This is a genomic window from Pseudonocardia humida (assembly GCF_023898865.1).
In the GTDB taxonomy this organism is placed as follows: Bacteria; Actinomycetota; Actinomycetes; order Mycobacteriales; family Pseudonocardiaceae; genus Pseudonocardia; species Pseudonocardia humida.
Map to the genome: position 1 here is coordinate 49,717 of NZ_JAGSOV010000060.1, position 24,488 is coordinate 74,204.

A 24,488-nucleotide genomic window follows, 5' to 3' on the forward strand; every position below is an offset into this window, starting at 1 on the left:
CCCTCGGCTTACCACGGCCTCCCTCCCGGTAAAGGGCGCTCCGCTGCGCTGCGCGTCGCTGCGCGACAGCCCTTCGGGCTGCCCTTGACCGCGAGCCTCCGAGGCCGTGAGGGCGCTGAGAAGCGCGGCGGGACAAGCACCCGCCGCCCGAGGGACGGGCCGACAGACCCTCTCGTGGTCCCCGCGATCAAGCAGGTGATAGCGATGACGAACGCGCAGACCACGACGCTGGACCTCCCCGAGCTGGCTGACTGCGTCCGCGAACAGGCGCCCCGGCTGGAGAGCTAGCCCTCAGCACGGCAAGTGATCACGCAGTTCCATAAACAGGCGCCCGAAGGCCAACACCGGACCTAGACCGATTACTCGTCAAGCCTGCGTGACGAGCCACTAGCTGCCTGTGGGCGCGATAGTAAAGAGGTGAGCAGGACGGGCGAAAATGGCTGGTGGCTCAGTGACTTGAGCTGGTTTCGGCAAGGGCGACGTGCCATTCAGCGCGAGCAAGCAGTTCGTCGAATGTAATGATTTCGGGCTCGTAAAGGTTTCGTCGGAAGAGCTCGAACGAACGTAGCTGCGGTCGATGAACGCCACGATCGCCACGTAACTGATCGAGATGTCCCAGAATCAGAAACGACCGTGGCCGTATGAGGAAGGTGGTCTCGCCGGTGTCCGCGCCTTCTGTATCGATGTCGGGAAGTGCGTCCTTCATATCGCGCGATGCAGCTGCAACGGTCTGCTGCACCTGAGCGATTGCTCCCGCTAGATGCGACGAGGGTGCCCAGCAGCCAGGACGGTAGGGGGTTCCACTGAGCAAGGGGGTCTTGTGATGCTTGATCTCCGCGAAAACCAAGGAGCGTATGCTCCCGCTCGTGCGCAGAAGTGCGTCCGTACGCTTTCCGCTGCCGGCGATCGAGAAGCCGGCCACGACCTGTTCGAGTCGTGTCGCGTCCCATGACGTCAGGAGTTGGCCAGTGAGGCTAACGCCCAAAACCCAGGGACTTGCCTCCAGGAACTGCTGCCAAACAGCCTCAGGGCCACCCGCTGCATGCGCAGCCGCCTCGAATTCGGCGTCGTCCTCCAAGAGGAGGCGAAACCGCTCGACCACCTTGTTTCGATGAGCGATAGCGACAACGTCGTTGGCCGCTGGATCGCCTTCGATCAATTGGCGGAAGCGTTCTGGGTCCGACTCGTATGCTCGCCTGAGATCAACGATGTGAGGAGTATCCGGCGTTACCTCGTCGATACTGATCGGTACGAGCTTCGAGAGGATTCGCAGGGGTGTCGAGGCAGACGGGCTGCCTTCCGCTCCCCATTCCGGTCGCCAGTAGCCCTTGTCGCGAACGATGAGGAGAACGGCAGTGGTGCGGCCGTTCTTGACGAATCCAAACGCGGAGCGCTGAGTTGCGCCCAGATGACGGCGCTCGGGCACAATGCCGACGAACAAGACGGCCTCTTGGGCACGTTTCGACTGTACCGCTCGAACGGTGAAGTTTCCGGCCTTGCTGATAGTGGACGCGTATATTTGGCGGGGGTCGAAGCCGGTGAGCTCGGCTATGACACGCTCGAACTCGCGGTGATGAGCTGGATTGGGCGCCGCAAGATCGACACTGGCGAGCGCTGTGTTGATCTTCGCAAGTGCTGTATCGCTGCCTGCGTCCACGATCGTGGAGGTTACAGCGGTGCAGCCGGCGTGAGAATCAGGGTCGGCGCTCCCGTACCTTGGCTGCGATTACCGTCGCGGCACAGCCCATGTCCTCGTGCTCCCAGACGCGAACCGACACCCATCCTGCCTCTCGCAGTAGTCGATCAGTATCTCGATCGCGCTGCACGTTGCGGTCGAGCTTGTCCGTCCACCACTCTGCGTTCGACTTCGGTCGCGTTCCGTGTTGAGGGCAAGCGTGCCAGAAGCATCCGTCGACGAAGACCGCTATGCGGGCGCCGAGAAATAGCACGTCCGCGCGGCGGCGAACCTTGGGTAGGGCGAGCGGGGCGTCGACCCGATAGCGGAGGCCGAGCTTCCACAGCGCTTGTCTCAGTTCGAGTTCCGGCCGTGTTCCGCTGCGCCGTTGCTGTCCAAGTCGCCGTGACGTGGCCCGATCGCGCGGTGGTACCCGCGCCCCGGTCATGCGAGGTCAGGCCGCACCGAGCTCGGCCGCTTTAATCCGCAGGTGGTCCTTGAGCGCCACCAGAAAGTCTGCGTCGAAGCGAAGCGTGCTGCGCTCCGCCCGGGACACAAACCCCGCTGTGGCGCGGTGACTCAGCGGCACTGCCTGCTCAAGATCGAGGACGTCGACGAGATGCGAGTAGGGCTCCTGGACCGGCCACATGGACAACGGTGATGCCCAGGCTCTACCGGCTCCTCCCCACGCCGCGGTGGGCCAACGGCTCTTGTCGAATGGTGTCCCTGTGGTGATCGGCTCACCCGGCTCGCTGAGTCGACGACCCAGCCACGCTGAGACGCCCACCGTCACCGCGTTACCGACCAGCTTCCAGCGCGGGCCGTTCCGCTTGCCGTCGACCTGCGCGGGGGCTGTCCAACCACGAGGGAAACCCTGCAGCGCCTCGGCGTCCTCGATGATGGGGGTGATGATCTGGCGGCCCACCGGGAGGGAGGGGACCCAGGCCGCTGGAGGGCTGGGGATGCCGACCGAGCTGCCACCCTTCAGGGTCGGCAGCGCGTCTTTTGCCCACCCAACGCCGGTTAGGCCTTCGGTCCAGTAGAAGCCATGGGCTGTGTCGGCGAAAGTGGCAGGGTTGAGCTCACCGGCCTCGTCGGCCATGAGGACCGAGCGAGGGTCTTCGGTGCGGGATGCGACCAGCAGCACGCGCTGTCGACGCTGGGGGACGCCGCTGCTGCGCGAGTCGACGAGCCGGTAGGCCCAGCGATACCCCAGGCCTTCCAGCTCATCGATCAGGTAGCGCATGGCGCGGCCCTTGTCGAGGACCAGCATGTTGCGCACGTTCTCGAGCACGAGCCAGCGCGGTTGAGCCTGCTTGAGAAGCCGGAACACGTGGCTCACCAGGCTGGAGTTCGCTCCTGTGATGCCGGCCGTTCGGCCGGCCTGGGACAGGTCCTGGCATGGGAAACCGGCGGTGACGACGTCCACCGAGGGCAGAGCGGCGAGGGTCCGCACATCGGAGTGGAGCTCGGTCTCTGGCCACTGCTCGGCAAGTACGAGCTGGGCCGGAGCCCAGCACTCGCAGAGGAGCTCGGTATGTCCGCCGGCTCGTTGGAGGCCGAGCTCCAGGCCGCCGATCCCCGCGAACAGACCAGCGACTGTGAAGGTGGCGTCCACGATCCCCACGGTAGCGGGCAGGTACGACGCATCAGCCGCAGACACGGCGCCGCGACTCAGTCGCGAGGTCAGCGCGAGACTTCGCTGCCGGAGTTAGGAGCGTCGAGAGAGACGTCCGAGGAGGTAGATGGCCAGCGAGCTTCGCAGCGACGTGTAAGCAGTGACCCGCCCACGACCTGCAGCGGAGGGGCTGGCAACCTCAGGGGGTGCGCGGGCCCGAGATCATCACGCGAACCCTCTCGTTGACGACGAGGCCCGACCCTGCAGGCAACCGCTGGCAGTACCGGTCACGATCTGATCACCACTCCAAGGTCGCCTGCTGGGCGATCGCCTTCGATCTCCTGGCCGAGAGCAAGCTCCTGCGTGATCACATCGCCGCAGGCGTCGTGACCTTCGGCATCAATCGCCAGCTCAACGACTTCGAGACCGGCAAGAAGAAGGACCTCGATCTCGTCATCGCCCGAGCACCCGGCAAGGACCCAGCCGGGGCAGCGCCGACCATAGGCAAGTCGAAGCCCCTCGCTTTCGATCTAAACGATCTTGCCAAACGCTACGACATTCAACTTTCCATACAGGATCGTCAGGTCCTTGCCGATCTCAATCTGCCGCCAGCGCCAGTCGGCATCCCCGGAGCGACTGTCCTTGCCGCGCTGGAGGCGAAGGCGTGCATGACCGAGCACATCAAAGCGCTTCCACGACTGCACGACGAGCTTACATCGAGCCACGGGACCGTCCATGGGGACACGCCAAACGCGCTCTCTATCGGCTTCGTGATGGTCAATACCGCAGATCAATTCTGGAGCCCAGGTAGAAATGCACAACTCATCACTGTAGATAATCCGCCGGTCGTGAATCGCCACGTGCAGCCACACGCAACCGAACGAACCGTCGCGATGCTCAAGGAAGTACGGCGCCGAGCCGGTCCGGGTAGTCCTCAGCAAGGTTTCGATGCACTCGGCATCATGCTGATCGATATGACAAATGACGGAAGAGAAGTCAAGCTCGTCACCTCTCCCCCCGCGCCACCCCCAGGCAGCAGCTTCAGCTACGAGGCGATGATTCGACGTGCCGCCCACCTCTACGACGTGACTTTCCCGGGCCTCGCTTAGCCTCAAGGATTGGGTGAGAGAACTGCCCGTTGTCGCATGCGGCTCTACGTTCGCTCGGGAACTAGTGTGGCGCTTCAGGCAGGGCGGTGGAGCAGTAGGTGGGCCAGCACCGTCTGGTTCGCCTCCCACCCGTCAGGGAGCTTCGCCGGCAGATCGAGGTATACCGGCGCCGCGAGCGGGTGGGCGTCGAGCAGCTCGGCCGTGCCGGCGCGACCGACCACGACGCATGCATGCCGATGCCGCGAGATCATCACGCAGAGCCGTCCGCTCTCAAGATGAAATTCGGTCGCGTCCCGACGACCGGCGAGGGGGTGCCAAGCGAGCATGACGTCGTACTCCCGCCCCTGGAGGCGGTTCGCAGTGTCGACGACGACCTGGGCGAGCTCGGGTTGGTCCCGCGTGGCAGCGTCGCGCATCGCGACGCGCACGGCCTCGGCCTGGTCTCGATGTGCGGTTGCGACTGCGACTCGATCGCCGGTGAGGCGGCGCCCCGATGGGGCTTCTTCGCAGGCTGTCTGCGGGTTCCGCTGGAAGAGCCGGATTGCGAGATCGACGAGCGCGTCGACGATCTCGGCGTCGATACGGCCGGTGTATCTCGAAGGCAGCTCCCAATACCCCCAGCCGGACGCCGCCGCCATGTCAAGGACGCGGTCGGAGGGTCTGCCCACGTCGACCCGATCCAGGTTCAGCGTCCGCTCGTTGGGCAGCGTGCCAGCGTTGAACGGGCGGTCGTAGAAGGCGTTGGATACCACCGGCGCGGCCGAGTGGGGCAGCCGCCAGCTCACGGGGAGGCGCAACGGCTCGTGCGGGTGGCTCTGTAGCAGCACGCCGGCGGCGGTCGCGAGTGGCCCGAGTGCCTGTCCGGCCCACCTGCTGTCATCGACGGTGGTGAACGGGTCGAGCTGGCCGGGGTCGCCGACCGCAAGCGCTCGGTCGAACAGGTTCGCCACCGCGTACAGGGCGTCGGAGCGCATTTGGTACGCCTCGTCGATGATCCCAAGTGGGAAATGTGGTGCAGGTGCGGCACGCCGGTCGTTGCACCAAGCCCACTTCTTCGCGGTGCTAACGATGACCTCGCAGTGGGCCAGGTCGCGCCACCGGCCGCTGGTCACGACCTGCCCGGACGCCAGTACCGCGGGTGGGACCTCATGGCTGCTGCTCACCAGCCGCCCGACGCTCAGCCCGGCGGCACCGAGGCGGTGCACGAGGTCGTCGGCCTGGTTGTTCGTCTGGACGACGACCGGGACGGTGCCTGCCCCGAGGTCACGGACGAGCGCTCGAGAGGCGCTGACGACGAGGGTGCTCTTGCCCGCGCCTGGCGGACTGTCGACGACGAGGGCGCGGCCCCAGTCGGCGGAGCGGAGCGCGGCGAGCACCGCCTCGGCTGCGGCGCGCGCGGCGGCGGCGGCGTTCGGGTCGGGCATGAAGGCGTCCTTTAGCGATCAGGAGTTGATGTCACGCGGGCGCGTCGGTGTCGATCGCCGGGTTCGCGGCGGGCGGCTGCGGGATCTGGTGCGTCCACGCGTCCCTGAGTTCGTGAAGCGGCGTCGGCTGCTGCGGCTCGGGCGACAGGCACATCAGCCGCGCTGTCTCACCCACCCCCGGTAGCAACGCCGGGGGTCCGGTGCGCGGCCGAAGCCCTCCGCGTAGCTCAACGTCAACCTGGGGTGGGTCCTCCCGCCTCGCGATGACGCACCCGCGGACGCGGGGGTCATCCACGCTCCATACGTCGCTGCCGGGTCGCACCGGCGGTGTCGCCGGAAGGTCGATCGTCAGTAGCGGCCGTATCACATTCCTTTGGCCGCCGGGGGGCACCAGCCGGCGCGCGTAATCGGCGGCTCGGACAGTTCCTCGCAACGCCTTCCCGTCCGCCTCAAGCGCGGCAAATCGCAGCGGATCGTCCAGCACCTGCTGCGCCTCCAACGCGCTCTGCGCGCGCTCGCGCTCATCGAGCATCCACGTCGCCCTGCGCGCGCTGTCGACGTTCGCGATGCGCGCGTCCGGAGCTTCCCCGTAGGTCCGCCAGTCAGACCACTTCGCCGCGTCCTCTGCGAACCGAGCGGCGGCTCCCGTTGCGGTGGGCAGCCGCAGCAGCAGCGCCCTGCCGTGCCACAGGTCCTGCCACGTCAGTGCAAGTGCCTCCTGGCAGAGGTCGACGATGGGGCCGGCAAGCGAGGCGACGACGTCTGGGTCGACGCTGCGTCCTCGGGCGTCGTTGAAGTCGCCTACCAGCCGCGCCAGCTCCTCGTCCCAGCCCGGGTCGCTGGTCGGACCGGCGGGTGTGCTGCGGCGCTCGGCCTCGGCGGCCACGGCGGCGTCCCGGCCGGACCAAGCTGCAGGCGGGTCGATCCAGGCGAGCGTCGCCGGCAGTTGGGTGTCCTCGATATCGCTCTGTCCGGTCCGCCAGTGCTGTGCAAGAGCACCGGTGAGGGGAACGACTACGGCGCTGCCGGGATGCTCGGCACGTTCCGTGAGCCACGCGAGGTGCCGCGCGCCGAGCACGGTTGCGGGCGGGACAGCGCTGCCCGTCGGCGGGTGGCGCAAGCTGCGCCCAAGCACGCCGAGGAACTTCGCCGTCGCCGGGTTGGCGACGAGCAACTGCGGCGCTTCCCCCTCCGGCGCCGAGCGCGCCCACGTAAGCATGTCCAGCATGAACTCGTTGAGCAGCTTGAACCGGATCTCGCGGCTGCGCGGCTCCGGCGCCACGAGCAGCTTCGGCGCAGCCGGGTCATTGCCGTACATCACGGCGAGCGGGCTGGCGGCATCGCCAGCGAGCTTGTAGATCGCGACGGCCATTGGCTGGCGTAACAGGCGCAGGTGGCAGCGGGCCGCGCGTGGCATCGCGTTGCCGGTTGCGGCCGCCGTCACGTGCAGATAGGTGTCGAGGTTGCCGCTCACGCTGCACCCCCCGCGGCGAGGAAGGCACGGCGCCCGGCGGCAAGTGCCGCCACGACGTCTACGTCCTCCGGGCGCGGTGGGATGCCTGTAGCCGCCGCGGCGGCAGCGGCCGGGACGTCGTCGAGGCCGCCAAGCGCGTTGCGGGTGCCGATGCCCAGCGCGCCAGCAGCGCCAGCCGCGACTGCGCGCAACCGGCAGTAGTACGCGAGTTCGCATCCGCTAAGGCACGACGGCAGATACTCGTTCGGCAGCGCCTCGAGCGACTCCTCCGCGTCCTCCGCGGTCATGCCAGCCGGGAACGTGAGCGTCGGGTCGAGCTCGTCGAGAAGATCCTTGATACGCGTACGCCGGGAGAGCTGGCGCGCCAGCGACCGGATCTCCCGCCTGACGTCGAGGATGGCGCTGGTTGGAGTGAGCCCGTAGTTCTTCGCGCAGACCAGCAGCACATCGGTGCTCACCAGTTCCGCCGGCAGCCCGATGTCCGTGAGGGTTTCTACCAGGCTCAGTACGTACACCGCCGTCTGCCGGGCAGCCTGCTCTAGGTGCGCCTGGTCGACCGGGACGCCGGCGATCACGGGGAAGCCCTTGATCTCGACGACGTGCAGCTTCCCGCCAACGAGGAACGCGAGGGCATCCTGCTCGAGGAACACGGTGCTGTCGCCGATCCGCAACGTCGTGACGGCGTGTCGGAGCACGTTGTAGGCACTGTCGTCGCCGTCCGCGAGCCGTCGGAGCGCCGCCCGCGTCTCCGCTGCCCGCAGGCGCATCTCCTTCTCGCCCGAGGTTGCAGCCGTGCTGATCGACAGGTCCTTGAACCGGGCGTGCGGAACCTCAAGGCCGAGCCGCTCCCGCAGCTGCGCCAGCAGGTGCGCGCACCCGTCACGGGTCACGATGTCCTCGAACAGGTTCCCGCGGCGGAGTGCGAATGGACTCTGCTCATCCCGGAACGGGTGTCCCAGCAGCCGGGCAAGCTGGCCCTTGTCGACCTGGGCCGCGTCAAGCACGGCGCGTCGGCGGCAGCCGGGGGAATCCAGGCTCGCGGCGACGCTGCGTGCGTTCGGCCGCTTGGTCTTCAGCGACCCGCGCAGCGCGGCCAGCCGCGCGTCGATGCCGTCGACGGCTGTCATCTCAGCCTCGCCTCCCGGCCCGCGACTTCCCGCCATCGATAACCTTCAGCTGCGCGCCGAACAACGCCTGCTCGCCAACAAGCTGATCCAGCCGCCCAGCCGCCTGCTCCCGCTCCTTGCGGTCGGTGGGCTCGATCTGTTCGAGCTCGGCCTGCGCCGAGTCGCGAGCCGTCTGCGGGTCGAGATGATCTCGGTGGGCCCCTGGCAGCGAGGCCGCGAATCTCCACAGGAGGCGATCGAGCGCGACCGGCACCTCCTGGCCGTGGGCGAGCACTGCATCGGCGGCCACGATTGTGATCCGCAGGTGCGCTGTGCGGTGCGTCAAGGGCCCGACGACGCGGTCAGTCGGGGGCCAGTCGCTTAGCGCGAGCAGTCCGCGCACGGGCGCGAGCGTGTCAGCCGCGAGCGCCGGTACGACGTACCACGGCCGGCCTCCGGGCGTGCGTCGGTACGACGAGCGCTCGTCGTGGCGCAGAGACGACAGCGCCTTGTACGGCACCTCCTCCCCGTACTGCGCGTAGTGCCAGGCGCCGATCTGGTTCAAGGAGGCCGGTACTCCAAGCTCGGTCAGCACCGCTCGTGCCTGGTCGCGGCTGCTCCGAGGCGGCAGCGGCGCCACGGCTCCGGTCTTCGCCGCCGCGCGTTCCCACGCACGGTCCCGTTCCCGCTCAAGGCGCCGCAGCCGTCGCGTCACCTCCATCCAGGCGTCGACGTCGCCGCTCTCCAACGCCGTCTGGGCCGCGGCCTGCGCCGTCGTGATCTGCTCAAGCAGCCCTGACACTTCCGTCATACCCCAGACAGTACCGGTGAGTTCCAGATATTGTCCAGACTCGCGAGGAACCTCGGTCGCTCCCGGGCCAGTGCAAGGCGATCATCGACCGTCGAAGACGCCCGGATCGACATCCGATCGACCGCTGCGCGGTCGGCCGCCCCGCGAACTGTGGCTGGTCAACCCCGTCAACGCCTGCGTCGTCCCGCGAACGCGCCAAGGACGAGCTCGGCGCCGCTATGTGGACCAAGCGCCGGTGCGCAGGCAACCGCGCGAGCGGCTGGCCGCCAAGCGCACCGACCGCAATGCCCAGACGGCGCCGCCCGATCACCACCAACGTCGACTTCACCGGCCATCAGCAGAAGATCCGCTAAGCGACTGTGGCGCGCCGTCCCCGCGCGACCCGGACGCGGCCCTCGTCGCGCAGCGTCGCGACGGCACGCTGTGCTGTGCTGATGGCAACCCCGTACCGGGTGCCGAGTTCCTTGCACGTCGGCAGCTGGTCACCGGAGGTGAGCGCTCCGCACCGGATCGCTCCGCGCAGGTCAGTGGCGATCAGCTCATGGGGCGGAGGATCGTGCGAACTTGACCCACTGCCGGCCGGGAGAGCGGCAGCCGGCTCGGTCGTCTGGAGGATGTCGGGTAGCCGCGCGGCGAGCGTCTCGGCGGCCCGTTGGTCCGCCTCCGCGACCCATGCTGCGTACACCCGGAGGGTGGTGGTTCCACCGCCGCTGTGCCCCAGGCGGCCGGCGACAGTCCGTACGTCCACCCCGGCCGCGATCAGCTCGGTCGCAGAGAAGTGGCGCAGCTGGTGAATGTGCATGTCCCAGCCGAGCCGCGCGCACATCCGCCGGTACCGCTGAGTCACGGTGTCGGGCCGGACCGGGGTTGAGCCGTCGAGCGAGCTGGAGAACACGAAGCCGTCAGCCGCCAGCTCGGTGCCGAGCGCGGTCGCCAGCTCAGCTCGGCGGTGGAGGTAGGACCGTAGGAGCGCGAGGGTCTGGGCGTCCAGCACGATCCGCCGGCGCTGGTGGGTCTTGGTGTCCTTCTCCCACACCCGCGAGCCGAGCTGGCCGAGGCTCGACCCGATCCGGACGACGCACTGGGCGAAGTCGACGTCGCGCCAGCGCAGCGCGCACAGCTCGCCGCGGCGAGCGCCGGTCGTCATGGCCAGCCAGACGAGCATGCCCCAGTCTGGGTCGGTGAGCGCGGTCGTGACGATCCGCGCGGCCTGTGCCGGCGTCGGGGGCTGCGGGTCAGCCTTCGGGAGCGCCGGCGGTTCGGCCTGCCGGACGGGGTTGCTGCCCACCCACCGCCACCGCACGGCCCGCGTGAACGCGCCGTTGAGGAGATTGTGCGTCTGCCGGACCGAGGAGGTGCTGAGCGGGCGGCAGCGGTGCGGCCCGCAGCGCTTGTCACAGGTGTGCTCGCCGTCGGTGTGGTGCTCGTCGACTGGGCGGCCGCCGCAGTGCGTCCGGCAGCGGCGCAGCTCGCGGTAGAAGGAGTCCAGTGTCTCGCCGTCGATCCGGCCGACGGCCAGGCGCCCGAGCAGCGGGCCGATGTGCAGGCGGACGAGGCGCTCGTAGCCGGCGCGGGTGGTGTCCTCGATCTGCAGGACGTCGAGGTAGCGCTCCATCAGCTGCGCGACGGTGGCCCTCGTCCGCGGGTTGCGCCGCTCGTCGACCTCGGCCTGCATGCGGGTCCGGGCCTTCTCGGCGAGCTTGGCCGCGTCCTTGCCGGCCGGGATGACCTCGGTCAGGTGGTGGCGCTTGCCGGAGATCGGATCGACGCCGGCGTACACGCGCACCCGCAGCGAACCGCTGGGGAGCGTCTCGATCTCGCCGCGCTGGCGCTGGCGCCGCGTGGAGCCCGAAGGCGGCATGCAGGCAGGCTACCAGCGGTTTCACTCCACGGATGGCTCCACGAAGAAGAAGCGGCCGAGCCGATCAAGGCTCTGACCTTGGTGCCCCCGGCAGGATTCGAACCTGCGACGCACGGTTTAGGAAACCGATGCTCTATCCCCTGAGCTACGAGGGCGCGTCAGCATCGTAGCCGCCGCTACCGGCGCCCCCGGGCCAGCCCGTGCTCGACGAGGCTCCGTCCCGTGTCCACCACGGTCTCCGCGGTCGGGCGCATCGTCCATCCCAGTTCGTCGGCCGCTTTCGCCGACGACAGGTGCTCCTCCCGGCCGACGAACGCGAGGGCGAGGCGGAGGGTGGGGTCGAAGCGGGCAGCGAGCCGGAACGCCCAGTTCGGCAGGCGTCGGGTGGGGACGCGGTGGCCGTGCGGGGTGAGGTCGGCGGCGAGGGTGCGGGCCATGTCGAGCAGCCAGGTGTGGGGGCCGGCGCAGATGTAGCGGTTGCCGGGGGCCTTGGGGCTCTCCAGCGCCAGCCGGTGGGCGGTCGCGAGGTCGCGGACGTCGACGGGGGCGAACCCGAGCATCGGGACGGCGGGCATGCCGCCGGACAGCAGGCGCTGGATCGCCTCCAGCGACGTGTTCAGCCCGGGGTGCTGCAGGGGGCCGAGCACCATGCCGGGGTTGATCGAGACGAGTTCGACGCCGCCGTCCTCCGCCGCGAACCGCCACGCCGCGCGTTCGGCGAGGGTCTTGCTCTTGGCGTAGGGGGTGGCCTCCTCCGGCGTGGACCAGTCGGCCTCGGTGAGGGGGTGGGCGGGGTCGCTGGTGTTGCCCGCGGTCACGGCGGCGACCGAGGAGGTCAGCACCACCCGGCGCACCGTGCCGCCGGCGGCGGCCGCGCGCAGCACGCGCAGGGTGCCGTCGACGGCGGGGCGGATCAGCTCGTCCTCGTCCTTCGGCGCTTCGGGTGGGAAGGGGGAGGCGACGTGCAGCACGGCCGTGCAGCCGGCCGCGGCCGCGGCCCAGCCGTCGTCGGCGTCGAGGCGGGCCTCGACCAGTTCCAGCGAGCCGCCGAGGCGGTGCAGGTGCTCGGCCTTCGCGGAGCTGAGGCTGCGGACGGTGCCGCGCACGGCGTACCCGTGCGCGATCAGCTCGGCGATGCAGTGCCCGGCGATGAAGCCGGTCGCCCCGGTGACCAGGACGAGCTCGGGTCGGGAGTCGGTCATGGCGGGCCCTCCAGCATCTGATCAGTGCTCAGAATCTAATCATTGTATAGACGTTCGGGGATGACCGGTCAAGCCGGCGGAACCTACGCTCGCGGGGTGTCCGACAGTCGCACGCGCGCCAGCTACCACCACGGGTCCCTGCGGGAGACCCTGGTGCGGGCCAGCCTGGAGCTGATCCGCGCCGAGGGGATCGGGGCGGTCAGCCTGCGGCGGGTCGCCCGCGAGGCCGGCGTCAGCCCGGGCGCGCCCTACCACCACTTCCCGGACCGCGCCGCCCTGCTGACGGCCATCGCGGGGGAGGGTTTCGGGATGCTGGAGGAGCGGCTGGTCGGGGCCCGCGCCGCAGCGGCGTCGCCGGCCGCGGCCCTGACCGCCATGACCGAGGCCTACGTGCGGTTCGCCCACGAGCAGCCCGCCTACTTCCACCTCATGTTCCGCCCGGAGCTGGCCCGCCCGGACAAGGACGCCGCCGCGAAGCAGGCCGCGGAACGCTCCTTCCAGGTCCTCTGCGACGTCGTCGCCGACTGCCAGCTCGCCGGTGACGTGCCCGCAGGCGACCCCGGCGCGCTGGTCACCGCGCTCTGGGCGCTCGCGCACGGGCTGGCGTCGCTGTGGGTCGACGGCCCGCTCGACGGGCGCGCGACGCCACTGGCCGGGTCGACGGAGGCGCTGGTCACGCAGATCGCCCAGGGGGTCGCGACCGTGCTGGCCGGGGCGGCGCGGGCCGGTGTGCGGCTCGGGCCGTGACCGTCCCGGGCGGACCACCCCTGCTGCACGTCGACGCCGACGCCTTCTTCGCCTCCGTCGAGCTGCGCGACGACCCGTCCCTGCGCGGGCTGCCGATGGCCGTGGCCGACGTCGTGGTGATGTGCGCGAGCTACCCGGCCCGCCTGCTCGGCGTGCGCGCCGGAGTGCCCACCCGCATGGCGCTGCTGGACTGCCCGCAGCTGGTCACCGTCCGGCCCCGCCCGCAGGTCTACGAGCGGGTGAGCCGCGAGCTGTTCGCGCTGCTCGGCGAGGTCGCGGCCACGGTGGAGCCGGGCTCGATGGAGGAGGCGTTCCTCGACGTCCCCGGCCTGGCCTGGTCCGACGCCGCCGACCTCGGGACGGCGCTGCGGGCGCGCGTGCGCGACGAGCTCGGCCTGCCGGTCAGCGTGGGCGTGGGCCGGACGAAGCTGATCGCAAAGCTGGCGAGCCGGGCGGCCAAGCCCGACGGGCTGCGCGTCGTCGATCCGGCCACCGAGGCGCGGCTGCGCCCGGCGCTGCGGGTCGATCGGCTGTGGGGGGTCGGGGCGCGCACCCTCGACCGCCTGCGGCCCCACGACGTCACGACCGTCGCCGACCTGGCCCGCTACTCGCCCGACGAGCTCTGCGCCATGGTCGGCACGGCGATGGGGCGGCGCTTGCACGCCGTCGTCACCGGCACCGACGACGCCACCGTGCGGGTGCCGGGACCGCGGCGCAGCGTCAGCGCCCAGCGCGTGCCGGTGCCTCCCGCGCGGCACGCGGCGGAACTGCGGCGGTTGGCCGCCACGGTGGCCGAGCGGCTGACCGCCGAGGGGCTGGCCTGCCGGCGCCTGGAGCTGGCCGACACCCGTGGCGCCCGGGTCGGGGTAGTGGTGCTGCCAGAACCCACGGCGGCCGTCGACGCGATCGTCGCGGCCGCCCTGTCCCTGCTGCCGGCTCCCGTCGACGCGCGTGGCCTGCGGCTCACGGCCGCGCGCCTGTCCCGTCGAGAACGAGGTTGTCGTCGATTGTGAGCGCTCACCCCGACCCCCACCGACGTGGAGGCGGGGGGGCGGGGGGGGCGGGGGGTGATGGGTGACGTGGCGGAGTTGGCGGAGGTCGCGCCGCGCGGGCGATACCTCCGCGTGTGCGCGTTGACCGGGGCCGGGATCAGCGTGGCGGCGGGGTTGGGCACGTTCCGGGGTCCCGACGGGCTGTGGACGATCGCGCCCGACGTGGAGCGGGCGATGCACGCCGAGCTGCTGCCCGGCAACGTCGACGCCCTGTGGGCGGTGTGGGGTGGCATGCGCGACACGGCCGAGCGGTCCGGTCCCACGCCCGCGCACCGCGCGCTGGCCGCGGCGGGCGCCGCGGTGATCACCCAGAACATCGACGGGCTGCACCAGGCGGCCGGCTCGCCGGGCGTCGTCGAGCTGCACGGCTCGGCGGGCCGGGCGAGCTGCCTCGACCCGTTCTGCGGCTGGCGCGGCCCGGCCGCGCAGGCCCGCGAGCTCGACCCGCCCGCCTGCCCGTCGTGCGGCGGCCCGGCCCGCCCGGCGGTCGTGCTGTTCGGGGAGAACCTCGACACCGGCAACCTGACGGCCGCGCACGCGCTGGCCGCGAGCTGCGACCTGTTCCTGGCCATCGGCACCTCGGGACGGGTGGCCCCGGCGGCCTGGCTGGCCCCCGCGGCGCGCCAGGCCGGCGCGCTCTGCGTCAACATCGACCTGCACCCCGACGGCGAGCTCGACCCGGCCTTCCACGCCCGCGTCGTCGGCGACGCCCAGGACGTGCTGGTGAGCTGGGCGCTGAGCTAGTGGCCCGGTCGGGGGTTCGCCCGGGGTCTCGGCGGCCCGGCTCCACGCTGGACGCACCGGCGGACAACCCGAGTACGCCGGGTATGAGGGCTGCCCGCCGGCACGGCCAGCGAGAAGCTGGATCCCCCGATACCCCAGACGAACCTCCGACCGCGACCGCTAACCCGCGCGCCGCTGCATGTAGGCCTCGACGCCGTCGAGGAACAGCGAGAGCCCGAACCGGAAGTCCTCGGCCAGGTCCTGGTTGATCATCTCCGGCTCGCTGAACGCGCCGCTGGACACCACCCGGCTCAGCGCCGGGAAGCGGACCGGGTCGATCAGCTCGGCCAGCACCTCGCCGTAGCGTCCGAACTTGGCGGGGTCCTCGTCGAAGCTGCGCTGCAGCTCGCGGCCCAGCCGCACCTCGCCGTGCACCAAGGTGATCAGGTTCTGCACGACGCCGACCTTCTCCAGCTCGGCGAGCGGGGTGTCGGTCAGCGCGCGCAGGGCGCTCTCGAACCAGGCCAGGTTGTTCGGGCCGACCGGTGGCCCGCTCAGCGGCAGCTGGGTGAACCAGCTGTGCTCCCGCAGCGTCTCCACGATCGAGAGCGCCCACGTGGTGAGGCCGGTGCGCCAGTCGGCGCCGGACAGGTCGGGCGGGGTCGCGACGGCGGCGTCGCCCATCAGCATCAGCAGCTCGTCCTTGCTGCGGACGTGCCGGTAGAGCGCCATCGTCGACCTGCCCAGCTCGGCGGCGACCTTGGCCATCGACACCGCGGCCAGCCCGTCGGCGTCGGCGACGCCCACGGCGGCCCGCACGATCTCGTCGATCGTCAGGGTGGCCTTGGGCCCGCGCCGGGGCGCCTCCCGACGGCCCCAAAGCAGGGCGACCTCGTCGGGCAGGGGGACGGAGTCGGGCATGGGCACAGTCTAGGAGCCCCTTCCGCACGAAACTGCGTAGCTGATACGCTGACTAGCGTACGACATACGCAGTGAAGGGGGTAGCTGTGATCATCGAAGCGACGGGCGTCGAGAAGGCCTACGGCGCGACCACGGTCCTGGACGGGGTCGACCTGGCGGTGCGCGAAGGCACGGTGTGCGCGCTGCTCGGCCCGAACGGCGCCGGCAAGACCACCATGGTGCGGATCCTCAGCACGCTGATCCGCGCCGACGCGGGCGAGATCCGCGTCGCCGGCCACGACGTGCGACGCGAGCCCGCCGCGGTGCGCGGGGTGATCAGCCTGACCGGCCAGTACGCCGCGGTCGACGAGGAGCAGACCGGCCGGGAGAACCTGGTGATGGTCGGGCGGCTGATGCACCTGGGCCGGGCCGCGGCCCGGCGCCGGGCGGGCGAGCTGCTGGAGCGCTTCGACCTGACCGACGCCGCCGACCGACGCGTGCGGACCTACTCGGGCGGCATGCGCCGCCGGCTCGACCTGGGCATGAGCCTCGTCGCCACCCCACGGGTGATCTTCCTCGACGAGCCGACCACCGGCCTGGACCCGACCAGCCGCGAGACGATGTGGGACGCCGTCTCCGAGCTGGTCCGCGGGGGCACCACCATCCTGCTGACCACCCAGTACCTGGAGGAGGCCGACCGGTTGGCCGACCGGATCGTGCTCCTCGACGGCGGCCGCGTCGCCGCGTCGGGCACGGCCGACTCGCTCAAGGCCCAGGTCGGCGGGTCGCGGCTCGACCTGCACTTCGACCGGCGCTCCGAGCTCGACCGGGCCGCGGCGCTGCTCCCCGGGGTCGTCGACGTCGAGCGGCTGGTCCTCGGCGTCGCCTCCGACGGCAGCGCCGCCCACCTGCGCCGGGTGCTCGACGACCTCGCCGACGCCGGCGTCGACGTGGCCCGCGCCGACGGCCACCGCCCGACCCTCGACGACGTCTTCCGCGCCGTCACCGCCGCCTCGCCGTCCGCCCGCGCCGGCGTGCCGGCCTGACCCAGGAGTCCTCCGATGACCACCTCGACCGCAGCGCCCGCGTCCGCGCTGACCGCCCCGACCGCGCACGGCGGGATCGCCGCCGGCCTGTCCGACGCCCTGACGATGATCGACCGCAGCATCCGGCTGAGCCGGCGGAACCTGGACACCCTGCTGGTCTCCATCGTGCTGCCGGTGATGATCATGCTGCTGTTCGTCTTCGTGTTCGGCGGCGCCATCGAGACCGGCATCGACTACGTCAACTACGTGGTGCCCGGCATCGTGCTGCTGTGCACCGGCTACGGCGCATCGAACACCGCGATGGCGGTGACCGGCGACATGACCAGCGGCATGATCGACCGGTTGCGCTCGCTGCCGATCCGCAGCTCGGCCGTGCTGACCGGGCACGTGGTGGCCAGCGTCGCGCGCAACGCCGTGACCACGGCCATCGTGATCCTGGTCGCGGTGGCCGTGGGTTTCCGGCCGAACGCCTCGCTCGGCGAGTGGCTGCCGGCCGGCGGGCTGCTGCTGCTCTACATCCTCGGGATGTCGTGGCTGGCGGCCGGGATCGGCGTGCTCGCGCGCAGCGTGGAGTCGGCCAGCCTGTTCGGCTTCTTCATGCTGTTCCTGCCCTACCTGAGCAGCGCGTTCGTCCCCACGCACAGCATGCCGGCGGTGCTGCGGGCCATCGGGGAGAACCAGCCGATCACGCCGGTGATCGAGACGGTGCGGGGGCTGCTCACCGGCACGCCCATCGGCGACGCCGGGTGGATCGCGCTGGCCTGGTGCGGTGGGCTGCTCGTGGTCGGCTACGCCTTCGCCACCGGCGCCTACGTCCGGCGCTCCCGCCGCTGACCGGTCACAGCAGGCGCACGGCCGCGCCGTGCGGGTCGGTCGCGGCGACCGGATCGCCGTCGCGGCACAGCAGGAACTCCCCGGGCCGGACCCGTCCGGCCGCCGCCGCGGCGGCCGGGCCGGGGACCAGCCCGGGGGCCTCGGCGGCCAGCCACGTCGCGCCGGAGCCCAGCACGGTCTCGGCGAAGCGCTGCCGGTCGGCCGGGTCGGGCAGGTAGGCCAGCACCGCGGTGTGGAAGACGACCGGCGTGGCGCCGGCGGGCACCCCGGCCAGCAGGGCGGGCAGGCCGGTACGCAGGTCACCGGCCACCAGCCGCGGCGGGTCGGCCCGCAGGACCTCGATCGCGGCGTGCAGTTGCGCGCCGAGGTGCTCCTCGCCGGGCCAGACCAGCGCGTCCAGCCAGGCGACGTCGTCCGGGTCGGTCACGTCGAGCGGGGCGAGGTCCAGCCCGGCCCGCCAGGCGACCTCCACAGGCCGGTCGGGCAGCGGGACGCCCGGGCCCGCCGCGCACCGGAACACCGGCCCGGTCCCGTCGACGGGCGGCACGACGTGGCCGTCGTAGTCGTAGCCGTAGCGGTCCGGGTAGAGGCACAAGCCGGCCGAGGCGCCCACCTCGACCAGCGCGAGCGGGGGCGGCAGGGCGGCCAGCGCCGGCAGCAGCGGCGCGCAGCGCGCCGGGATGTTCGTCTGGGTGCGCCGCGACAGCATCACCCGGGCGATCTCCGCGGCCCGCCCGACGAGCGTCGCGGCGAAGTCCCGCCACCCGGTGATCGGACCGCCGACCAGCCGCACGGCGCCGAACAGCAGGTTGGGCTGGCGCTTCTCCGCGGGGAGCGCGGCCAGGAAGGCGAGGCAGCGCTCGTCGCCGCTGATCCGCCGGGCCAGCTCGGCGTAGACGGGGGAGCGCCCGGCGGCCTCCGCGGCCGCGAACCGCCGGTAGGTCCGCGCGATGCCGTCGGTGGGGGAGGACACGCCCGCCATCATCGGCGACACGGCGGCTGGCACGGTGTTCCCGGGCCGCCCGGTGCCGCGAGCCGATGATCGACGGACCCCGCACAGCAGCCTCTCAGGACTGTCTCAGACGTCGGGTTCACACTGGCCACATGCGCATACTCGTGGTCGACGACGACCGGGCCGTCCGCGACTCGTTGCGCCGCTCCCTGGCCTTCAACGGCTACCAGGTCGAGCTCGCCAACGACGGGTTCGCCGCGCTCGACGCGATCGGCACCCAGCGCCCGGACGCCATGGTCCTCGACGTGATGATGCCCCGGCTCGACGGCCTGGAGGTGTGCCGGCGCCTGCGCGGCGGCGGCGACGACCTGCCCATCCTGGTGCTCACCGCGCGCGACGCGGTGTCCGACCGGGTCGCCGGCCTGGACGCCGGGGCCGACGACTACCTGCCCAAGCCGTTCGCCCTGGAGGAGCTGCTGGCCCGGCTGCGGGCGCTGCTGCGCAGGCGCACCCCCGACGACATCGCCGCCGCGGCCGGGCAGCCCCGCACGCTGGAGTTCGGCGACCTCAGCCTCGACCCCGACACCCGCGAGGTGCGCAGGGGCGAGCGCTGGATCAGCCTCACCCGCACCGAGTTCTCCCTGCTCGAGCTGCTGCTGACCAACCCGCGCCGGGTGCTCTCCCGCGCCCAGATCCTCGAGCAGGTGTGGGGGTACGACTTCCCGACCACCGGCAACGCGCTCGAGGTCTACATCGGGTACCTGCGTCGCAAGACCGAGGCCGACGGCGAGCCGCGGCTGATCCACACCGTCCGCGGCGTCGGCTACGTGCTGCGCGACACCCCGCCGTGAGGCCCGGCCCCGCGGCGGCGGACCGGCCGACCGAGCCGGTCGCCCTGCCCCGTCGCCGTGCGGACGGTTCGGTCGCCCGGATCGAGGTGCTCGACCACTTCTCGCTGCGCTCGCGGATCGCGATCCTGGCCGCGCTGGTGGCCGCGCTGGTCGTCGTCCTGGTGTCGGTGGCGGCCTTCATCACGGTGCGGCTGAACATCTTCCAGAGCCTGGACGCCAACCTGCTGCAGCGGGCCCAGGCGGCCGCGCAGAGCGAGCTGGCCGACCCCGCCCTGCTGGCGAGGATCCCGACCGAGGTGCTGGGCGCGGGCGACATCCGGCTCGCCCTGCTGCTGGCCGACGGCCGGGCCAGCTCGGCCGAGCGGCAGGTCTCCGCACCCCCGATGGACCAGCAGGAGCTGGCGGTGGCGGTCGGGCTGGAGCCGTCCTCGGTGCGCACCGCCGAGCTCGACGGGGTGCAGTACCGGGTGGTCGCCGTGGGCGCCGGGCGCGGTCAGGCGCTGGTGATCGCCCAGAAGCTGGGGCCGACCCAGCAGCTGCTGACCACCCTCGGCGTGGCGCTGCCGGTGGTGGGCGCGATCGGCGTGGTGCTGGCCGCACTGGCCGGCACGGCCGTCGCCCGCGCCGGGCTGCGCCCGGTCGACCGGTTGACCGCGGCCGCCGAGCGGGTCGCGGTCACCGGCGACCTGCGCCCCATCCCGGTGGACGGCTCCGACGAGCTGGCCCGGCTGACCCGCAGCTTCAACGAGATGCTCGGCGCGCTGGCCGCGTCCCAGGACCAGCAGCGCCGCCTCGTCGCCGACGCGGGCCACGAGCTGCGCACGCCGCTGACCTCGATGCGCACCAACCTGGAGCTGCTGGCCTCGGCGAGCAGGCCGGGGGCGCCCGCGCTGCCCGACTCCGACCGCGCCGAGATCCTCGACGACGTGCAGGCCCAGGTGGCCGAGCTGTCCACGCTGGTGGGCGACCTGGTCGAGCTGGCCCGCGAGGACGCCCCGCAGCGGGTGCACGAACCCGTCGAGCTCACCGACGTGGTCATGCGGGCGCTGGAGCGGGCCCGGCGCCGGGCCGGGGACGTCGAGTTCGTCCCCGAGCTCGTGCCGTGGGCCCTGATGGGCGACTCGACCGCCCTGGAACGGGCGGTGCTCAACCTGCTCGACAACGCGGCCAAGTGGAGCCCCCCGCAGGGTCGCGTGCGGGTGCGGATGCGCCAGCTCGACGACTGGTCGATGGTGCTGGAAGTGGCCGACTCCGGCCCGGGCATCGCGGAGGCCGACATGCCGCACGTGTTCGACCGCTTCTACCGGGCCGACACGTCCCGCACCATGCCGGGGTCGGGGCTGGGGCTGGCCATCGTGCGGCAGGTGGCGGTGCGCCACGGCGGGGCCGTCTGGGCCGACCGGGCGCCGGAGGGCGGCGCGCTGCTGGTGATGCGCCTCCCGGGACGTCGACCCGCGGAGTACGACCGTCACTGAGGGTGAGAGGCGGGCCGCGCCCGCCTGCCATGCGACACTGCCGACCGCCACCCCGATCCGGTCGGCCGTGGGTAGGGCCTTACAGCCCTGTGTTGGTGAGTCTGAACGGTCTATGCGAGGACTCACGCCAATGATCTTGGTCGGGACGGCTCCGGGCGCCGTGTAGTGCTGTGTCCGGTCCCGGAGCGTCACACGATCGCGCGACACACCGTCGTGTCCTGGGCTGACCTGGACGGGTTGGATAGGATGCCGTGGTCGGCGCGGACGTCCGAGGCGGGCGGACCTGCGGCGTGTCGACGCGCGGCGCCGGGGGTATTCGTGTTGTTGATGCCCGCCGAGGTTGACGCGGTGGGTAATCGTCTGGTGTCGTGGTGTTGTCCCGGCCGTGGTGCCCCTCTGCCGGGAGACAAGGTGGCCGCGCCGACGAAGGACCCCTCCCCGACGTCGGCGCGGCCCTGTCTTTGTTCGTGCCACGAACGGTTGCGTTGCGTGAGCACGGGCGCCGGAGCCGCAGGTCTTACCGAACGGTGACGAGGCGCGCCACCGCGCCGCCGCACCCTCCAGGCGGCACTAGCCTCACCGCGTGGATGCCCGATGACCGACCGCCCGCTGGCGCTGGTCGTGGACGACGACGTGACCGTCCGCGACGTCGTGCACCGCTACCTCGACCGGGCGGGCTACCGGGTGCTGGTCGCCGGCGACGGCGAGCAGGCGCTGCGCTGCGTGGCCGAGAAGGCCCCCGACGTCGTCGTCCTCGACCTCATGCTGCCCCGCCTCGGCGGCCTGGAGGTCTGCCGGCGGCTGCGCCGCGACGCACAGCGCGTGCCGATCGTGGTGCTGACCGCGCTGGGCGAGGAGGAGGACCGGGTGCTGGGCCTCGAGCTCGGCGCCGACGACTACGTCACCAAGCCCTTCAGCCCCCGCGAGCTGGTCCTGCGGGTGGCCTCGGTGCTGCGCCGCTCGCGCGAGCTGCCGGCCCGCGACGTCGACCACGAGCCCGTCGTCGACGGCGACCTCACCGTCGACGTCCCCGGGCGCCGGGCCTACCGGGACGGCCGCGCCCTGCAGCTCACCACCCGCGAGTTCGACCTGCTGGCCTTCCTGGTCCGCAGGCCGGGGCAGGTGTTCAGCCGGGCGGAGCTGCTGGAGCGGGTGTGGGGCTGGGACTTCGGCGACCGGTCCACGGTCACCGTGCACGTCCGGCGGCTGCGCGAGAAGGTCGAGCCGGACCCGACGGCGCCGCGGCGCATCGCGACCGTGTGGGGCGTGGGCTACCGCTACGACGGCGCCTGCGGGGCGACGCCCGCCGCGGCGGGCTGAGCCCCGTGCCCCGGACCCGCTGATGGACCAGCTGCTGGCCGCCGTCCCGGTGGCGCTGGCCGCGTCGCTGCCGGTGGCGCTGCTCGGGGCGTGGCTGCTGCACCGGATGCGCCGGCGCTCGATCACCGCCGCGACCACCGTGCTGGTCCTGGTGCCCGTGGTGGCCACGCTGGCCGGGGTGGTCGGCACCAGCGGGTTCATGTTCACCCCGGCGCTGCTGGCCGTCGTCGGGGTGGGGACGGTGGTCGCCGCGGTGACCGTGCCTGCGGCGCTGCTGCTCGGCCGGGGGATCGCCCGCGACGTCATGTGGCTGCACGAGGCGCGGCAGGCCGAGCTGGCCGCCGAGCAGTCGCGCCGCGAGCTGGTCGCCTGGATGAGCCACGACCTGCGCACGCCGCTGGCCGGCATCCGGGCGATGAGCGAGGCGCTGGCCGACGGCGTCGTCGACCGGCCGGCGGAGGTGGCCGAGTACGCGCTGCGCATCCGGACCGAGACCGAGCGGATGACCGCGATGGTCGAGGACCTGTTCCAGCTCTCCCGCATCACCTCCGGCGCGCTGCGGCTGACGCTGTCCGACGTGCCGCTGCACGAGGTGGTCAGCGACGCGGTCGCCGCCGAGCACGCGGTGGCGGCCCGCCGGCAGGTGCACGTGCGGGCGGCGGAGAGCGCGCAGTGGCCGGTGGTGCGCGGCAGCGACCCGGAGCTGACCCGGGTGGTGCGCAACCTCCTCTCCAACGCGATCCGGCACACGCCCCCGCTCGGCTCGGTCGTCGTCGCGGCCGGGACCGGGCGCGACGAGGGCGGCGACGCCCACGCCTGGCTGTGGGTCGACGACGGCTGCGGCGGCATCCCGGCCGAGGACATCGACCGCGTCTTCGACGTGGCCTTCCGCGGCGCCACCGCGCGCACCCCGGACGACGCGTCGCGCGGCGGGCTCGGGCTGGCCATCGCCCGCGGCCTGGTGGAGGCCCACGACGGGCGGATCCGGGTGCGCAACACCGGCCCCGGCTGCCGCTTCGAGGTGCGCCTGCCGCTGGCCGCGCCCACCGGCGACTGAACCCCCTGGTGGGAGGCGGGTCGCCGGGGCGGCGGCGCCCGCGCCCGGGCGGGGCGGATCACCCCGCAGCGTCCCCGCTACGGTGCACGCATGGAGATGGCCCCACCCCAGATCGGTCGTGCCCTCGTGGTGGTCGTGGACGACCGGGTGAGCCATGGCGAGCACGTCGACACCATCGGCCCGTTGGTCCGCGAGCTGCTCGAGGAGGCCCGGCTCGTCGTGGACGCGGTCGTCGTCGTGCCCGGGGACCCGGTGGCCATCCGCAACGCCCTCAACACCGCGGTGATCGGCGGTGTCGACCTGGTGGTGACGGTCGGCGGCACCGGGGTCTCCCCGCGCGACGTCACCGCCGACGCCACCGCGGGCGTGCTCGACCGCCCCATCCCCGGCATCGCCGAGGCGATCCGCGCCTCCGGGCTGGCCGCGGGCGCCGTCGACGCCGGCCTGTCCCGCGGCCTGGTCGGCGTCTCCGGTAGCACGCTGGTGGTCAACCTCGCCCCCTCCCGCGCGGCCATCCGCGACGGCATGGCGACCCTGACCCCGCTCGTCGCGCACGTGATCAGCGAGCTGTCCGGGCTGGACTAGCCGGTGCCGGCCGAGTCATCCGGGTCGACCGGGCCGACCGCGCGCCCGCCGTTGACCGAGGAGCAGCGCAGGCGGCTCGCCGAGGTGTTCGGCGACGTCCTGCCGGCCACCACCGCCGACGAGCGCGACGACCGCGACCCGATCGCGGAGCGCAGGGCCGACGAGGACCTGCTGGCCGACCGTCCGCCCCACCACGACCGCGAGCGCTGAGGCCGGCGCCGGTCGAGGTGGAGCGGGACGACGACCGCGTCAGCGGTGCTGCTCCGGCTTGGCCGTCGGCTCGCCTTGGGCCAGCAGGTCGCGGATCTGCACCAGCAGCTCGATCTCGGTGGGCTCCGGCGGCCCGGCCTCCTCACCGCGCTTGCGCCGCTCCTTGATCAGGTTCATCGGCAGCACGATCACGAAGTAGACCACCGCGGCCACGATCAGGAAGTTGATCGCGGCCGTGATCACCGCGGCGAAGTCGACGTAGGTGGTGTCCTTGCCGGAGATGATGCTGAACCCCAGGCCCGGGCTCTCCGGTGGCGTGATCGCGTTGATCAGGGGCTCGACGATGCTGCCGGTGAACACGGTCACGATCGCCGTGAACGCGGTGCCGATGACCACCGCCACGGCAAGGTCGATGACGTTGCCGCGGAGCAGGAAGTCCTTGAACCCTTTGATCAT

24 protein-coding genes and 1 tRNA gene are annotated in these 24,488 nt (G+C 71.9%); 12 read left to right on the forward strand and 13 right to left on the reverse strand.

From position 1 onward, the window contains the following. Positions 1-448: 448 nt before the first annotated feature. The 3 genes from KDL28_RS41715 to KDL28_RS28140 are packed head-to-tail and all read right to left on the reverse strand — an operon-like array spanning position 449 to position 3,293. Entirely contained in the window at positions 449-1,657 is a 1,209-nt protein-coding gene (locus KDL28_RS41715; protein WP_252443355.1) for a Shedu immune nuclease family protein, read from the reverse strand. A 37-nt stretch (positions 1,658-1,694) separates the two neighbouring features. After that, positions 1,695-2,123 carry a very short patch repair endonuclease gene (locus tag KDL28_RS28135; RefSeq protein WP_252443357.1) on the reverse strand — a complete coding sequence of 143 codons (429 nt, stop codon included), beginning with the start codon at positions 2,121-2,123 and terminating at the stop codon, positions 1,695-1,697. 6 nt (positions 2,124-2,129) lie between these two features. Beyond that, entirely contained in the window at positions 2,130-3,293 is a 1,164-nt protein-coding gene (locus KDL28_RS28140; RefSeq protein WP_252443359.1) for a DNA cytosine methyltransferase, read from the reverse strand. 206 nt (positions 3,294-3,499) lie between these two features. On the opposite strand from KDL28_RS28140, the gene KDL28_RS28145 reads away from it, so the two are divergent. Continuing rightward, positions 3,500-4,402, forward strand: a complete 903-nt coding sequence (locus KDL28_RS28145) for a hypothetical protein (RefSeq protein WP_252443361.1) — start codon at positions 3,500-3,502, stop codon at positions 4,400-4,402. 74 nt (positions 4,403-4,476) lie between these two features. On the opposite strand, the gene KDL28_RS28150 is transcribed toward KDL28_RS28145, so the two are convergent. From KDL28_RS28150 to KDL28_RS28180, 7 genes are all read right to left on the reverse strand, one after another. Continuing rightward, positions 4,477-5,826, reverse strand: coding sequence for an AAA domain-containing protein (locus KDL28_RS28150; protein WP_252443363.1), 1,350 nt, complete (start codon positions 5,824-5,826; stop codon positions 4,477-4,479). A gap of 31 nt (positions 5,827-5,857) precedes the next feature. Further along, complete coding sequence (locus tag KDL28_RS28155; RefSeq protein ID WP_252443365.1) at positions 5,858-7,300, reverse strand: hypothetical protein; 1,443 nt, start codon at positions 7,298-7,300, stop codon at positions 5,858-5,860. Continuing rightward, entirely contained in the window at positions 7,297-8,427 is a 1,131-nt protein-coding gene (locus KDL28_RS28160) for a hypothetical protein (protein ID WP_252443367.1), read from the reverse strand. The genes KDL28_RS28155 and KDL28_RS28160 overlap by 4 nt, the downstream gene beginning before the upstream one ends. A 1-nt stretch (position 8,428) precedes the next feature. Beyond that, on the reverse strand, positions 8,429-9,217 hold the full coding sequence (locus tag KDL28_RS28165) for a hypothetical protein (protein ID WP_252443369.1): 789 nt from the start codon (positions 9,215-9,217) through the stop codon (positions 8,429-8,431). Between the two features lie 349 nt (positions 9,218-9,566). Further along, positions 9,567-11,078: a site-specific integrase gene (locus KDL28_RS28170; protein ID WP_252443371.1), complete on the reverse strand. Its 1,512-nt coding sequence runs from the start codon at positions 11,076-11,078 to the stop codon at positions 9,567-9,569. A gap of 79 nt (positions 11,079-11,157) precedes the next feature. Then, positions 11,158-11,233 (reverse strand) — tRNA-Arg (locus KDL28_RS28175). Between the two features lie 21 nt (positions 11,234-11,254). Next, entirely contained in the window at positions 11,255-12,280 is a 1,026-nt protein-coding gene (locus KDL28_RS28180; protein WP_252443373.1) for an SDR family oxidoreductase, read from the reverse strand. Between the two features lie 96 nt (positions 12,281-12,376). Between KDL28_RS28180 and KDL28_RS28185 the strand changes: the two genes are divergently transcribed. The 3 genes from KDL28_RS28185 (at position 12,377) to KDL28_RS28195 (ending at position 14,823) form a co-directional block, all read left to right on the forward strand. Then, a complete protein-coding gene (locus KDL28_RS28185; RefSeq protein ID WP_252443375.1) occupies positions 12,377-13,027 on the forward strand; it encodes a TetR/AcrR family transcriptional regulator in 651 nt (216 codons plus the stop codon). Then, a complete protein-coding gene (locus KDL28_RS28190; protein ID WP_252443377.1) occupies positions 13,024-14,040 on the forward strand; it encodes a Y-family DNA polymerase in 1,017 nt (338 codons plus the stop codon). Before KDL28_RS28185 ends, KDL28_RS28190 begins: the two co-directional genes overlap by 4 nt. 66 nt (positions 14,041-14,106) lie before the next feature. Further along, the gene (locus KDL28_RS28195; protein ID WP_252443379.1) at positions 14,107-14,823 is read left to right on the forward strand and encodes an SIR2 family NAD-dependent protein deacylase; all 717 of its coding nucleotides are present in this window, start codon (positions 14,107-14,109) and stop codon (positions 14,821-14,823) included. Positions 14,824-14,982: 159 nt separating this feature from the next. Here the strand turns inward: KDL28_RS28195 and KDL28_RS28200 are convergent, their stop codons facing one another. Further along, positions 14,983-15,723 (reverse strand): TetR/AcrR family transcriptional regulator, encoded by a 741-nt coding sequence (locus KDL28_RS28200; RefSeq protein WP_252443381.1) that lies wholly within the window; start codon positions 15,721-15,723, stop codon positions 14,983-14,985. Positions 15,724-15,809: 86 nt separating this feature from the next. Here KDL28_RS28200 and KDL28_RS28205 point away from each other — a divergent pair, with 86 nt between their 5' ends. Further along, a complete protein-coding gene (locus tag KDL28_RS28205) occupies positions 15,810-16,748 on the forward strand; it encodes an ATP-binding cassette domain-containing protein (RefSeq protein WP_252443383.1) in 939 nt (312 codons plus the stop codon). 15 nt (positions 16,749-16,763) lie between these two features. Then, positions 16,764-17,582: an ABC transporter permease gene (locus tag KDL28_RS28210; protein ID WP_252443385.1), complete on the forward strand. Its 819-nt coding sequence runs from the start codon at positions 16,764-16,766 to the stop codon at positions 17,580-17,582. Positions 17,583-17,586: 4 nt separating this feature from the next. Here the strand turns inward: KDL28_RS28210 and KDL28_RS28215 are convergent, their stop codons facing one another. After that, on the reverse strand, positions 17,587-18,555 hold the full coding sequence (locus tag KDL28_RS28215; protein WP_252443387.1) for a DUF2332 domain-containing protein: 969 nt from the start codon (positions 18,553-18,555) through the stop codon (positions 17,587-17,589). Between the two features lie 131 nt (positions 18,556-18,686). Here KDL28_RS28215 and KDL28_RS28220 point away from each other — a divergent pair, with 131 nt between their 5' ends. The 6 genes from KDL28_RS28220 (at position 18,687) to KDL28_RS28245 (ending at position 24,032) form a co-directional block, all read left to right on the forward strand. Further along, positions 18,687-19,385 carry a response regulator transcription factor gene (locus KDL28_RS28220; protein ID WP_252443389.1) on the forward strand — a complete coding sequence of 233 codons (699 nt, stop codon included), beginning with the start codon at positions 18,687-18,689 and terminating at the stop codon, positions 19,383-19,385. 44 nt (positions 19,386-19,429) lie between these two features. Beyond that, entirely contained in the window at positions 19,430-20,860 is a 1,431-nt protein-coding gene (locus tag KDL28_RS28225) for a sensor histidine kinase (RefSeq protein WP_252443502.1), read from the forward strand. 594 nt (positions 20,861-21,454) lie between these two features. After that, entirely contained in the window at positions 21,455-22,180 is a 726-nt protein-coding gene (locus tag KDL28_RS28230) for a response regulator transcription factor (RefSeq protein ID WP_252443391.1), read from the forward strand. A 22-nt stretch (positions 22,181-22,202) separates the two neighbouring features. Next, positions 22,203-23,237, forward strand: a complete 1,035-nt coding sequence (locus tag KDL28_RS28235) for a sensor histidine kinase (RefSeq protein WP_252443393.1) — start codon at positions 22,203-22,205, stop codon at positions 23,235-23,237. 96 nt (positions 23,238-23,333) lie between these two features. After that, complete coding sequence (locus KDL28_RS28240; RefSeq protein ID WP_372497097.1) at positions 23,334-23,822, forward strand: MogA/MoaB family molybdenum cofactor biosynthesis protein; 489 nt, start codon at positions 23,334-23,336, stop codon at positions 23,820-23,822. Between the two features lie 3 nt (positions 23,823-23,825). Beyond that, the gene (locus tag KDL28_RS28245; RefSeq protein ID WP_252443397.1) at positions 23,826-24,032 is read left to right on the forward strand and encodes a hypothetical protein; all 207 of its coding nucleotides are present in this window, start codon (positions 23,826-23,828) and stop codon (positions 24,030-24,032) included. 39 nt (positions 24,033-24,071) lie between these two features. On the opposite strand, the gene mscL is transcribed toward KDL28_RS28245, so the two are convergent. After that, on the reverse strand, positions 24,072-24,488 hold the full coding sequence (gene mscL, locus KDL28_RS28250; RefSeq protein WP_252443399.1) for a large conductance mechanosensitive channel protein MscL: 417 nt from the start codon (positions 24,486-24,488) through the stop codon (positions 24,072-24,074).